A 13498-nucleotide genomic window follows, 5' to 3' on the forward strand; every position below is an offset into this window, starting at 1 on the left:
TTGCGAGGCTCTTCAGGGCTATAGCCTATGCAGAGCGGGTTCATGCAACCAATCATCTTAATGCCTTAAATGGAAGTAACCTTACACTTGATAATCTTGATATCGCAATTGAGGGAGAAAACTATGAGGTTCAGGAGATGTATCCTGCCTATAAGGCAGTAGCTGAACTTCAAGATGAGAAAAAGGCGGTCAGATCGATGCATTATGCGCTTGAAGCAGAAAAGATTCATTCTGCTCTATATTCTGAGGCCAAGGATGCTGTAAAGGGTGGTAAGGATCTTGACATTGGTGAGATTAATATCTGTCCTGTATGTGGTCATACTGTTGTCGGAAAGGTGCCCGAGAGATGTCCTATTTGCGGTGTTCAGGGTGAGAAGTTTAAGAGATTTTAGTCTTTCCTTAATAAAGAATCTTAAAGCGCATTGCGCTATGAATTTATAGTAAGGCAGGAGGATTTATGAAGGGAGATCCCAGACTTATTGAGACATTGAATTCATTGCTTGCTGATGAACTAACGGCAATCAATCAGTACATGGTCCATTCTGAGATGTGCGCAAACTGGGGATATGAGAAGCTTCACAAACATTTTGAGCAGAGAGCAATTACAGAGATGAGGCATGCAGAAAAACTCATAGGAAGGATTATCTTCCTTGAGGGTATTCCCATTGTATCGAAACTTAGGGAAATGCACATAGGTGATGAAATTCCAAAGATGCTTGCCAGTGACCATGCATTAGAGATGGCTGCTATAAAAGCCTACAATGAGGCAATAAAACTTGCAGGCGAGGTCAATGATTTTGCTACGAGAGAGATCCTTGAGGACATTCTGAAGGATGAAGACCAGCATGTAGATGGTATAGAAGAGCTTCAGGACCAGATAAGCCATATGACACTACCTGTTTTTCTGACAACCCAGATAGAAAAATAAACTTATGGTGCGGGTTAATGCCCGCACCGCAAATTCTGTTTCTACTTATGGGCTCAATTGATATTCATAAAAGATTACCTCCTGGACAGAAGTTGAGGACAGACTTTCCTGTCTTGCATTATGGAGATGTTCCTGAAATTTCCATTTCTGAATGGAAATTCAGGGTAAAAGGATTGATAAAAAATGATCTCATATTTACTTATAAAGATTTTTTGAAACTCCCCTCTGTTGAACTGGTTACAGATTTTCACTGTGTGACAGGATGGTCTAAATTTGACCTCAAATGGAAAGGTGTTCTTTTTAAGACAATAGCACTTCTTGCCGAACCTCTGTTGGAAGCCAGGTTTGTAAATATTTTGGCTTATGGTGGATACTCAACAAACCTTCCCCTGGAAGTAGCAATGGATGATGATGTAATATTTGCCTATGAATATGATGGAAAGACTTTGACACCAGAGCATGGCTATCCACTAAGGCTTGTTGTTCCAAAGAGATATGCATATAAAAGCGCAAAATGGGTGAGGGAAGTAGAATTTCTTAAAGAAGACAGACCAGGTTTCTGGGAAGTGAGAGGCTACAGTAACACAGCAGATCCCTGGAAAGAGGAAAGGTATGCATAAAATAGCCGGTAAAAGAGGAGCAGTCAAAAGAAGGGATTTTTTAAAGATAGCTGGTGGAATCATGGCATCAACAATCTTGCCTTCCTGCTTAAGCAATAATGTCCCTCTGCTTAAAAATGAGGATAGACCTGGATTCTATATAAGATTTTACAGACCTTTCAGACCTGTTGATATAAGAAAATGGAGGCTTGAGGTAAGTGGTTTATGTTATAATCCTTTAAAACTTGATATAAAAGAGATCATGGAATTTGAACAGCATACCCAGGTGTCCAGACTTAAATGTGTTGAGTGCTGGTCTGCAAAGGCAAGCTGGACAGGATTTAAGCCAGAACTACTATTTAACATGGTAAAACCAAGAAAAGAGGCAAAATATTTATATTTTTATGCTGCAGATGATTATTTTGAGTATATATCAATAGAAGATCTATTAAAGCCGAGTGTTTTGTTTGTTCATACTATGAATGGCAGACCGCTTTTACCAGAGTATGGAGCACCACTTAGGCTCATAATACCTTTTAAATATGGATATAAAAATGTTAAAACAATTACGAAATTGGTTTTTGTTGAAAAAGGTGGAGAAGGATACTGGTCTCAATTCGGCTACTCCAGTGAAGGAACAATCCAGCCAGGTCATGATTATTTACTTGATACAGGAGAAACCATTGAGATAAAAAAGCCAGGAGAGCTTGATTATTAATTTAATGGGAGGGCTAAAAATGGATTTAAAAGATTTTATGGATAAGATAAGCTTTTTAAAGCCAGGATGGTGGATTGTCCATATAGTGGGTATAACCCTTGTGTACATACTTGGTAATATCCTGTGGGGGTGAAATTATGCTTAGATATTTCATGAAATTTAAGCTTGGCTGGTGGATACTCCACATAATTGCAATAGCATTTACTTTTTATCTCGGACATATGGTTAAATTTAAATTTTAGGAGGGAAGTATGAACAAAAAATTGCTTATTATTGCACTTTTTTTACTTGCCCTTTCAGGGCTTCTTCTGCATTACAGAATACATCCCTTTGTTGTAACTGATAAACTCAACCCAGAAATAAAAATATTTGACTCGACAAAGTTTCTCGCCTTTATTTTTCCCCTGATTGATGTTGTGCTTGTTACGGCACTTTTTTTATCCAGGAAAACTGCTGTTTATGGTTATCTTTTTAATGGAATAATAGTTATTTACGGAACTGTATTAATGGCACACTACAGTATTGCTGAGATGTTTGCAAAGTCTATACCACTTGAACAGATGTTTCTAAAATCAACCTTTCCTGATATAGCTATAGCCTGGGCAGATTTTTTTACAGGAAAGGTTCTTTATGATATGTATTTGAAAGAATAATTTTATTTTTGAAACTCATTACTATAAGTTTTTTACTGTTTACTCATTACAAATTCCATCCATTGAGACCTGAAGCCACCCTTAGACAGTGTTGACATGTGGAGGTAAAATAGCAGGATAAAGCAAAGATGCATAGATAACTAATCTTACATTGTCCACCTAAAGTCCTTTGAGGAATTCTTTTAGGTTATTTAATTTCCTGTAAAAAAAGAGTTCATCATCGCTCCATAAAAAATTCCGATTCATTATTTGAAAAGAAGAAAATGTCGCAAATTTCTATAGCTTATACAAAAACTTGACAAATATTTTTTTTTAAATTAAAATCTCTTAAAAGGGTGAATGGTTGGGAAAGCTTCAAATATATTTGCTTTGGGGGCAATATGCTATGAGCATTAAAAATAAAAAAATTATTTGGAGGGCACTATGGGGTACAGAGAAGTCAAGAATTCTAATCAGCTTACCGCAAAAGACCTAATCTTTCCAGGTGAAGAAAATAGTAGATGGGCTGAACTTCTTGCTGAAACCATTTCAGGACTTAACAAGAAACTTCAGGATATTGAACCATTCTGTATTGGCCAGCATTACAATGAAGAGATTTACAGAGAGGTCTCAGGAGCTCTTGATAGTGTTATTCCCTTTTTTAAGGCTTTTGAAGAAGGTGTAAAGGACAGAAAGATTATTAAATGTGCCCAGTTTATATTCAGGGATAAAACAAACCCGATATTTTTAAAGAGTTATTATTTTAACAGGGCAAGAAACTGGCCAAGGGGTTATCAGGGCGATTATATAACAATGGAGAATTGTTATAAAAATATCCCTCTTTCCATTGGTATCGGCTATTATCTTGACCTTTATCTCCTGAACTCTCCCCTTGGAAAGGCTGTCAGAAACAGGATAAAAATGCTTGAAGAGATGCTCAGGCAAGAGCTTCAGAACAGGAAGGGTGGATCAGTGCTTAATATTGCTTGCGGTTCGTGCCGTGAGCTCATGGGTCTTGCTGTGGAGATAATGGATTATAAAGCTGATGTAACATGTATTGACAACGATGAAGAGGCCCTGAGGTTCTCCATGAAGAGACTATCTACACTGGGTCTTGACGAATATGTCAAATTTTTCAAATACAATGCAGTAAGGATGTTTGATGTTGACTCCAGTATGAGTGAGTTCAGGGGTCAGGATATTATTTACAGTGTGGGTTTCTTTGATTATCTGCCGTCAGATTTTCTGGTAAGGATGTTCAAAACGCTTTATAATATCCTTAATCCTGGTGGAGTTATTATAGTCGCCTTTAAGGATGCTGACAGATATGACCACAGACCCTATCACTGGATAGTGGACTGGGATGGTTTCCTTCAGAGAAATCCGACTGATTTCTACAGAATATTCCAGGCAGCGGGTATACCTTCATCAATTATAACTGAAAAAAGGGAACCCACAGGTATTGTTGTATTTTATACGATTCATAAAAAATAGGGTAGCTCGATGGAGTCATTATCAGGCAGTGTCGCCATTGTTACCGGCGGCAGTAGAGGTATTGGTCGTGCAATTGTAAAAGCGCTATGCAAAAAGGGAGCTAAATGCATTTTTACCTATATTTCAAGTGAGGCTCAAGCGAGGGAACTTTCTGTAGAGATTGAAGCTGAAGGAGGGGAGGCCCTACCTGTAAGGGCTGATGTAAGGGACTTTGAGCAGGTTAAGACCCTTGTTGAGAAGGCTAAGGAACTCGGAAGATACGATATTCTTGTTAATAATGCAGGTATAACACGAGACAGGGCATTTATGTTTATGAGTCCAGAAGAATGGCGAGAGGTTATAGATACAAATCTTACAGGTGTATTCAATACCACTCGGGCTTCCATAATCTCTTTTTTAAAGCAACAGAGCGGTAATATCATTAATATTTCTTCTTTAAGTGGAATACACCCCATGCCTGGACAGGTTAATTATGCATCTTCTAAGGCTGGTATCATAGGTTTTACTAAAGCACTAGCAAGGGAGGTAGCACCCTATAATATAAGGGTTAATGCTGTTGCTCCAGGATTTATTCATACTGACATGACAGAAAAGATACCTGCCAGATTGAGAGAAAAATTAATGGAGACAATACCATTCAAGAGATTTGGTACACCCGAGGAAGTTGCAAGGATCGTTCTCTATCTTGTAAGTGATGCATCATCCTATATAACAGGCCAGACAATAGAGATTGATGGAGGTCTCGGGCTTCTTGGATAAAAAGCAGGATGTTGTAATAACAGGTGCCGGTGTAATTTCACCTCTTGGAAATGGAAAGAATAAATTCTGGAATGCTCTTAGAAATGGAGAACAGTGTTTTTCTAAGATAACCCTTTTTGATTCATCAAAATTCAATATATCTATAGCCGGTGAGATAAAAAACTTTGATCCTTTAATTTTTTTTGAAAAAAGGAAGATAAAGGATCTTGACAGGAGCACCATCCTTGTCTGCGCTGCAGCAAAACTTGCTATTGAAGATTCCGGTATCATCATAGACAATGATAATACTCATCAGGTAGGTGTGAGCATAGGTGCGACCTTTGGCAGTCTGCACAGCATATCTCAGTTTGACCTCACAAGTTTAAGAGAAGGTCCCAGATTTGTAAATCCTTCTCATTTTCCAAATACCGTGATAAATTCTCCTGCAAGTCGTATCTCTATTTTATTTAATATAAAGGGCTTTAATACTACCATTTCTACTGGTTTCTGTGCAGGACTTGACTCCATCATATATGCCTCTGATTTTATAAAACTCGGGAGAGCTGATGCAGTTCTTGCTGGAGGGGTTGAGGAACTCTGTGAAGAAACTTTTTTATGCTTTCACACATTAGAATTTCTTTCCGGTTGTGATGGCTCAGAACCCCTTTCATGTCCTTATGATAAAAGAAGAAAGGGTTTTATATTTTCTGAGGGTTCGGCAGTAATTGTGCTTGAATCAGAAGAACATGCCATTAAGAGAGGTGCCACAATTCTTGCAAGGATTACAGGTTATGGCAGCGCCTTTGAACCAGAGGGAGATATAGGATTTGATAAGAAAAGTGGTGGACTTGAACTCGCAATTAAAGAAGCACTGAAGCAGGCTCATCTTGAGCCTGAAGATATTGATTATATATGTGGTGCCGCTAATTCAACCCCTGGTCTTGACAGGATGGAGACGGAGGCTATAAAGAATGTCTTTAAAGACTATGCTTATAAAATACCTGTAAGTTCTATAAAATCAATGCTCGGTGAGACCTTTTCTGCTTCAGGCACCTTTAGCCTTGTCGCTGCAGTTGGTGCAATAGTTGAGGGATTTATCCCGCCCACTGTGAATTACCTGATAAAAGACCCTGAATGTGATCTTGATTATGTTCCTAATATTTCAAGAACTGCAAGCATTAAAAGAGTCCTTGTTTTGAGCTCTGACCCCTATGGTCAGAATTCTGCTGTAATAATCGAGAGACCAGAATAATATCATTCCTTTACTGTGTTAAAATATTAAATGGTCCAGAGAGTAAGAACAGGTATCTCCGTTTACGGTGGTTATGTACTTGTAAAGGAAGAAGGCCAGGCCATTATCTTTGTTAGAGGTGCCCTTCCTGATGAGCTTGTAGATATAGTCATAGAAGAAAAGAAAAAAGATTATTCCCTTGCTCGGGTTGTTGAGGTTGTTGAACCATCTCAATGGAGGATAAGGCCAGTCTGCGCAGTATATGGAACATGTGGAGGCTGTCATTTACAGCATGCGGAATATGATTACCAGCTGAATATCAAAGTAGATGTCCTGAAAGACATACTTAAAAGGATAGCAAAAATTGAGATAGATATTGTACCCGTAAGGGCTTCAAGACCTTTTAATTACAGATACAGGGCTCAGTTTAAAATAGATAGCTCGGGTATAGGCTTTTATAAAGAGGGGAGCAGGCAGCTCGTTCCTCTGAGCTCCTGCCCGCTCATGATTGACAAGATTAACTTATTATTACCCTCTATTCAGGGATTATCAAAATTTCAATCCTTAAAGGAAATACATCTTTCAAGCAATGGGAGTGAAATTCTTGCGTACCTTAAAGGACTTAATTATAAGAATGAAGCAATAGAAATTTTTAATAAAGATGTTTCTGGAATTACTTTTGAAAATAAAAATCATGGTGCAGAATATATAAGTCTTTCCCTTGATGGTCTAAATTATACTGTCTCAGCAAAGAGTTTTTTTCAATCCAACTGGGAGCTGAATCTGGCGTTAATCAAACATATCTCTGAATTAATATACCGCCATGACATAAGGTTGCTTGATCTTTATGCTGGTGCCGGTAATTTTTCTATACCCCTGTCAAGGAAGGTCANGGAAGTAACCTCTGTTGAGGAAAATCCCGCTGCTTTCTTAGATCTTAAAAGGAATATAGCACTGAATGAAATAAAAAATATAAGAGCTGTTAATTTATCAGTCGAGAAGTTTAAATCTTCAGGTAAATATGATATTGTAATTATTGATCCTCCCAGACCGGGTCTCACTGACAGGGCCTTAAAGACAGTCCTTGAGGCTGAGCCTGAAGATATCTTCTATGTTTCCTGTAATCCATCGACCTTAGCAAGGGATATAAAAAAGATTTCAGACAGATATGAGGTGCGGGGCATTGAGATTTTTGATTTCTTTCCAAATACTTATCATATTGAAACATTAACAATCCTAAAAAAAAGGAGCTGAAATTTGGAGGAGATCGCGCTCTGTCAAGATGAGGTAACCAGAAGGGCTCATAAAGAACTTTTTGGTCTACCTGATGGTTCTTATATAATTTCAGAAGATATTAGAAAGAAGCTCTTTGAAATAAACCTTACTGAAGGCATAAAAGTACATTTATGCCTTAACTGGTCTGGACTCTTAAAAATTATCCTCTGGACAGATGATCCACCAAAGGGTTTTGTTAAAAATATTCTTCTTAGGGCAGGGGTTGAGGAGAAGGAATTAAACGAGCTGGATAACTCTGATATCCTGAATATTTTTTACTGGCTTTATTATGGAAATAGATTTAAGGTTCTCAGAAAACTCTGTCTTATGGCAAAGGAGCTTGCAGAGGATAAGGTTAAATCTATTCGTTTTGAATGTCATCTGATTGCTGAGGAAATTTCTAAGATTGTGGCAAGCACATTATGAAGCCTCAGATGTTAAAACTCCCTGTAAGGGAGATAAATAGTGTAATTGAGACACTGAGGAATGACCCTGTTGATAGCTTGATCAGAAAGGAGCTTCCATCTTCCTTTCTTGTCGGTGGTTATTTGAGGGATCTTTTTCTTGGCAGGATTGCCAATGACAGAGATTATGTAGTAATTGGAAAGCTTGATATAGAAGCAATAAAAAAAATTGCACAACAACTGGGAGGAAGTTTTTTTATCATAAAAAATCTGGCAAGGATTGTTCTTGATGGGAAAGAGATAGATATTACCTTTACAGATGACTCAATAGAAAGGGACCTGAGTAAAAGAGATTTTACGATAAATAGTCTTGCTTGGTCTCCTGAACGTGGCATTATTGACATTTATGGAGGACTCAGAGACCTTAAAAAAAGGATAATCAGGGCTATTTCTAAAGAAAACCTTTCTTCTGATCCTTTAAGGATACTGAGGGCATATAGACTATCTGCGGAGATAAAAGGTTCAATTGAACCTGTGACCAGAGATATACTTAAAGAGCTTAGAGTTCTAATTAAAAGGCCTCCTGCTGAAAGACTTACCTCTGAGTTGATAAAACTTTTAAACTTAGAAAACACAGATAGATATTTAAAGATGGCAATTGAAGACAAAATTTTTCAATTAATACTTGGAGTTAATAACAGAAATATAAACTATAATTTTAGATTTTGCAAAAAACTTACCTATTTTTATAAAAAAAATATGTTTTATGTATCCTCTAATTTTGACCAGGATCTAAATATACTAGGTTTTTTAAGGCTGGTGTGGCTGAGTTACAAAAAAGGGACATGGTTTTTAAGATTAAGCAAAAAAAATCAAAGACTCATTAATGCCTTTCACAGGATAATAAAAAGATGGAGCCCTGAAATTTTTAAAGATAAGAAAAGACTCTTTGAGTTCTTTTATGAGATAAAAGATTTGCCAGAAGGTCTTGGTTTTTTATTCAGTGATAAAAGACTCCTTAAAGAAGCTCAAAGATTTAAAAAAATAATGGATAAACCGTTAATCACAGGTCTTGATATACTAAAGAGCTGTAATATAAAATCCAGACAGATTGGAATCCTTTTAAAAAAATTATTGGCATTACAGTTTTCTGGCAAAATAAAGACAAAGGAGGACGGATTTATTGAGCTTCATAGACTTAAGAAAAAATTAAAATGAAAGATATTCCTTTAAAAAAGATTTTTTTTGTCTTTCTCAAAATAGGTACCTTCGCCTTTGGTGGTGTCTATTCCATGCTGGCCTTTTTTGAGAGGGAACTTGTACGCAAAAAAAGGTGGCTTAATGAAGAGGAATTCAGTGAGGCAGTAGCTATTGGACAGCTAACACCCGGTGCACCAATTATAAATACAGGAATATTTATTGGTTATTTCCTCAGGAGATTCCGGGGAGCTGTAGTAACAATACTCGGACAGGTTCTTCCTTCCCTGGTAATCGTTATTATCCTTGGTTATATATATGTAAAATACCGGGAAGTGCAAGAAGTGAAGGCTTTTTTAAAAGGAATAGGTGCAGCTGTTGTAGGACTTATTTTGAGTGTAATTTATAAGCTTAGCAGAAGGATAATAAATAAGCCGTCAGCTGCCGCAATAGGCTCTTCTGTGTTTCTACTAGCTTTTTTTAAAATAAACCCGATATTACTCCTCATACTTAGCGGCATAACTGGTCTAATTATTTATGGTAGAAGGAATGTTTAAATTCTTTTTTATACTTTTTTATATAAATCTCTTTACCATAGGCGGTGGTTATGCAATGATACCCCTGCTTGAAAAAGAACTTGTTCAGAAAATGCAGTGGCTCAGTCATCAGGAATTTTTAGAGGCCATAGCAATAGGTCAAATGACTCCAGGACCTCTTACAATCATGAATGCCTTTATTGGTTACAAACTCTTTGGAATTACTGGCGCTATTGGAGCAGCAGTAAGTACCTATCTACCATCCCTTATAATTGTTACTCTCATAAGTTATTATTACCAGGGATTCAGAAATTCGTCCGTTGTTAATGCTGTTTTTAAGGGTATAAAGCCTGCGGTGGTCGGCCTTCTTATGGCAACTGCGATAACAGTCGCAAATTCTTCTTTGACAGATTTTTATACTCTTTTTATCGCCATCTCGGCTTTTATATTAATAGCTTTTACAAAAATTGATCCCACCTTTGTAATCCTTGGTGCAGGTTTAGCAGGGATTTTAATCTACTAATTTGCCTTCTTAAACCCATAAATGTTAAAATTTAAAGCAAAAAAAGGAGTGAATGCATGGATAAAAAGATAGAGTATGGTTTAACCTTTGATGATGTTCTTTTACTGCCGGCCCGTTCTGATGTCCTTCCAAAGGATGTCGACCTTACCACTTATCTGAGCAGGCATGTAAAGCTTAATATTCCTCTTGTCAGTGCAGCAATGGATACAGTGACAGAATCCAATCTCGCTATCGCAATTGCCAGGGAGGGCGGGATAGGCATAATCCACAGGGCTATGAGCATTGAAAGACAGGTTAAGGAAGTAGATAAGGTGAAAAAATCAGAAAGCGGGATGATAATTGATCCTGTTACAGTTGATCCTGATGCAACACTTGCTGAGGTTGAAAAACTTATGTCCACATACAAGATATCAGGAATACCTGTCACAAAGAATGGAAAACTTATTGGAATTATAACCAACAGGGATATGAGATTTGAGACGAACATGAAGAAAAAAGTATCAGAGGTTATGACAAAGGAAAGGCTAATCACTGCTCCTGTTGGTACAACCCTTGAAGAGGCAAAGGAGATACTTCATAAATACAAGATTGAAAAGCTGCCCATTGTTGATAAAGATTTTAATCTTAAAGGTCTTATAACCATAAAGGATATTGAAAAAAGAAAGAAGTATCCAAATGCCTGTAAGGACAAACTCGGCAGGCTTATGGTTGGAGCGTCTGTAGGGGTGGGAGAGGAAGCTGTTTACAGGGCCGAGCTTCTTGCAAAAGCAGGTGCTGATGTTATAGTTATAGATACTGCCCATGGCCATTCAAAGGCAGTTATAGATACACTCAAGAAATTAAAAAAGAAATTGAGTATTGATATAATTGCAGGAAATGTTGCCACTGAAGAAGGTGCCCTTGACCTTATAAAGGCAGGTGCTGATGCAATCAAAGTAGGTATAGGACCTGGCTCTATATGTACCACGAGGATAGTTGCCGGTGCAGGCGTACCACAGATAACTGCAATCATGAATTGTTATAAAGTAGCGAAGAGATACAGGGTACCTATTATAGCAGATGGAGGAATAAAATACTCCGGTGATATAACAAAGGCACTCGCTGCTGGTGCAACAAGTGTTATGATTGGTAGCCTCTTTGCTGGAACAGATGAGGCTCCTGGTGAGATTGTACTTTATGAAGGAAGAAGCTACAAGGAATACAGGGGTATGGGCTCACTTGGTGCAATGATGCAGGGAACAAAAGATAGATACGGTCAGCAGGACGTTGAGCCCAAAAAACTCGTGCCGGAAGGAGTTGAGGGCAGGGTTCCATACAAAGGTCCACTTGCTAATACAATACACCAATTGATAGGTGGAGTAAAATCTGGCATGGGATACTGTGGCGCAAAAAATCTTGAGGAACTCAGGAAAAAGGCAAGGTTCATACAGATCACACAGGCAGGCCTAAGAGAAAGCCATGTCCATGATGTTATCCTTGTAAAAGAGGCCCCAAATTACAGGCGTGAATGGTAGAGATACACTTTGAGAAGATACTGGTCCTTGATTTTGGCTCTCAATATACCCAGCTAATAGCAAGACGCATCAGGGAAAGCAGGGTTTATTCAGAGATATACCCATTTAATGCCTCTATTGAGAGAATAAAGTCCTTTTCTCCAAAAGGCATTATACTTTCTGGTGGTCCAAGCAGTGTGTATGATGAAGGATCCCCTCTTCCTGATATAAGAATCTTTGAGCTTGGCATACCTGTTCTTGGAATATGCTATGGAATGCAGGCGATTGCTCACATGCTTGGCGGAAAGGTTGCAAGGGCACAGAAACGAGAATACGGCAGGGCTGAGTTGATTATTGATGATAGCTCTGACTTATTCAAAGATATCCCTTCAAAAACAAAGGTTTGGATGAGCCACGCTGATAGAATAGAGAAGATGCCTGCAGGGTTTCATATAATCGGTCATACTGAGAATTCTCCAGTAGCTGCCATGGCGGATAGTTCAAGAAGGCTCTATGCACTTCAGTTTCATCCAGAGGTAGTTCATACAGAGCTTGGTATAAAAATCCTTCAGAATTTTGTCTATGATATATGCGGATGCAGACCTGAATGGCAGATGAGCTCTTTTATCCAGTGGGCAATAGAGGACATTAGACAGAAGGTTAATAATAGAAAGGTTATATGCGCCTTAAGTGGAGGAGTTGACTCATCTGTGACAGCCGTTCTTGTTCACAAAGCCATTGGTGATAACCTTGTATGTATATTTGTTGACAATGGTTTACTAAGAAAAGGGGAGGCGGAAAAGGTAAGAAAGACCTTTGAAGAAAACTTTCATATTAAGCTAATTTATGTTGATGCCGGAAGAAGATTTCTTGAAAAATTAAGAGGTGTTACTGATCCTGAAAAAAAGAGAAAAATTATAGGAAGGGAATTCATTGAGGTTTTTGAAGAAGAGGCAAGAAAGATCAGTGATGTAGAATTTCTTGCTCAGGGAACCCTTTATCCTGATGTAATTGAGAGTGTTTCCTTCAAAGGACCTTCAGCTGTAATCAAGAGTCATCATAATGTTGGAGGTCTGCCAGAGGTCATGAAACTTAAGCTTATTGAACCCTTAAGAGAATTATTCAAGGATGAGGTCAGGGTACTTGGACAGGAGCTCGGTCTTCCCGATGAGATATGCTGGAGGCATCCTTTTCCTGGTCCAGGACTCGCAATAAGGTGCATTGGAGAGGTTACAGAAGAGAAATTAAGAATCCTAAGAGAGGCTGACTCAATAGTACTTGAAGAAATAAAGGCTGCGGGACTTTACAGGTCGCTATGGCAGGCCTTTGCAGTTCTTCTGCCTGTAAAGAGTGTTGGTGTTATGGGAGATGAAAGGACCTATGAGAATGTTGTTGCAGTGAGGGCTGTAACGAGCCTTGATGGAATGACAGCAGACTGGGCAAGACTTCCCTATGAGCTTCTTGAAAGGATTTCACTTAGAATAATCAATGAGGTCAGAGGTGTAAACAGGGTTGTCTATGACATAAGTTCGAAGCCTCCAAGCACAATTGAGTGGGAGTGAGATGGATATAAAAGATTATTTAGAGCAGAAAAGGGCTCTAGTTGATTCCTATCTTAAAAAATATTTTTCATCAAAAATACGACCTGAGCTTCTTCATTCTGCTATGACCTACAGTCTCTTTGCTGGAGGAAAGAGGATAAGACCTGTGCTATCCCTTGTATCCTATGA

General features: G+C 38.2%; 15 protein-coding genes. All 15 read left to right on the forward strand.

All coding sequences use genetic code 11. From position 1 onward, the window contains the following. A partial coding sequence (locus N2257_08710; GenBank protein MCX7794462.1) for a rubrerythrin family protein occupies positions 1–392 on the forward strand: 392 nt, incomplete at its 5' end. Between the two features lie 65 nt (positions 393–457). Beyond that, entirely contained in the window at positions 458–928 is a 471-nt protein-coding gene (gene bfr / locus N2257_08715; protein ID MCX7794463.1) for a bacterioferritin, read from the forward strand. Positions 929–945: 17 nt separating this feature from the next. Beyond that, positions 946–1548: a sulfite oxidase-like oxidoreductase gene (locus N2257_08720; GenBank protein MCX7794464.1), complete on the forward strand. Its 603-nt coding sequence runs from the start codon at positions 946–948 to the stop codon at positions 1546–1548. After that, positions 1541–2245, forward strand: coding sequence for a molybdopterin-dependent oxidoreductase (locus tag N2257_08725; protein ID MCX7794465.1), 705 nt, complete (start codon positions 1541–1543; stop codon positions 2243–2245). Before N2257_08720 ends, N2257_08725 begins: the two co-directional genes overlap by 8 nt. Before the next feature lie 251 nt (positions 2246–2496). Further along, positions 2497–2898: a hypothetical protein gene (locus N2257_08730; protein ID MCX7794466.1), complete on the forward strand. Its 402-nt coding sequence runs from the start codon at positions 2497–2499 to the stop codon at positions 2896–2898. Positions 2899–3321: 423 nt separating this feature from the next. Further along, entirely contained in the window at positions 3322–4371 is a 1050-nt protein-coding gene (locus N2257_08735; GenBank protein MCX7794467.1) for a class I SAM-dependent methyltransferase, read from the forward strand. A 9-nt stretch (positions 4372–4380) separates the two neighbouring features. Continuing rightward, a complete protein-coding gene (fabG, locus tag N2257_08740) occupies positions 4381–5130 on the forward strand; it encodes a 3-oxoacyl-[acyl-carrier-protein] reductase (GenBank protein MCX7794468.1) in 750 nt (249 codons plus the stop codon). After that, positions 5123–6361, forward strand: coding sequence for a beta-ketoacyl-[acyl-carrier-protein] synthase family protein (locus N2257_08745; protein ID MCX7794469.1), 1239 nt, complete (start codon positions 5123–5125; stop codon positions 6359–6361). The genes fabG and N2257_08745 overlap by 8 nt, the downstream gene beginning before the upstream one ends. A gap of 30 nt (positions 6362–6391) precedes the next feature. Then, positions 6392–7594 carry a class I SAM-dependent RNA methyltransferase gene (locus N2257_08750; GenBank protein ID MCX7794470.1) on the forward strand — a complete coding sequence of 401 codons (1203 nt, stop codon included), beginning with the start codon at positions 6392–6394 and terminating at the stop codon, positions 7592–7594. Between the two features lie 3 nt (positions 7595–7597). After that, positions 7598–8041 (forward strand): hypothetical protein, encoded by a 444-nt coding sequence (locus N2257_08755; protein MCX7794471.1) that lies wholly within the window; start codon positions 7598–7600, stop codon positions 8039–8041. An 8-nt stretch (positions 8042–8049) separates the two neighbouring features. Further along, on the forward strand, positions 8050–9237 hold the full coding sequence (locus N2257_08760) for a hypothetical protein (GenBank protein MCX7794472.1): 1188 nt from the start codon (positions 8050–8052) through the stop codon (positions 9235–9237). Then, positions 9234–9773 (forward strand): chromate transporter, encoded by a 540-nt coding sequence (locus N2257_08765; protein ID MCX7794473.1) that lies wholly within the window; start codon positions 9234–9236, stop codon positions 9771–9773. The genes N2257_08760 and N2257_08765 overlap by 4 nt, the downstream gene beginning before the upstream one ends. After that, positions 9766–10275 (forward strand): chromate transporter, encoded by a 510-nt coding sequence (locus N2257_08770; GenBank protein MCX7794474.1) that lies wholly within the window; start codon positions 9766–9768, stop codon positions 10273–10275. The genes N2257_08765 and N2257_08770 overlap by 8 nt, the downstream gene beginning before the upstream one ends. 56 nt (positions 10276–10331) lie before the next feature. Then, positions 10332–11789: an IMP dehydrogenase gene (guaB, locus tag N2257_08775; protein MCX7794475.1), complete on the forward strand. Its 1458-nt coding sequence runs from the start codon at positions 10332–10334 to the stop codon at positions 11787–11789. Then, the gene (gene guaA / locus N2257_08780) at positions 11783–13330 is read left to right on the forward strand and encodes a glutamine-hydrolyzing GMP synthase (GenBank protein MCX7794476.1); all 1548 of its coding nucleotides are present in this window, start codon (positions 11783–11785) and stop codon (positions 13328–13330) included. Before guaB ends, guaA begins: the two co-directional genes overlap by 7 nt. Positions 13331–13498: the final 168 nt, after the last annotated feature.

It is taken from the genome of Thermodesulfovibrionales bacterium, assembly GCA_026417875.1.
Lineage (GTDB): Bacteria > Nitrospirota > Thermodesulfovibrionia > Thermodesulfovibrionales > CALJEL01 > CALJEL01.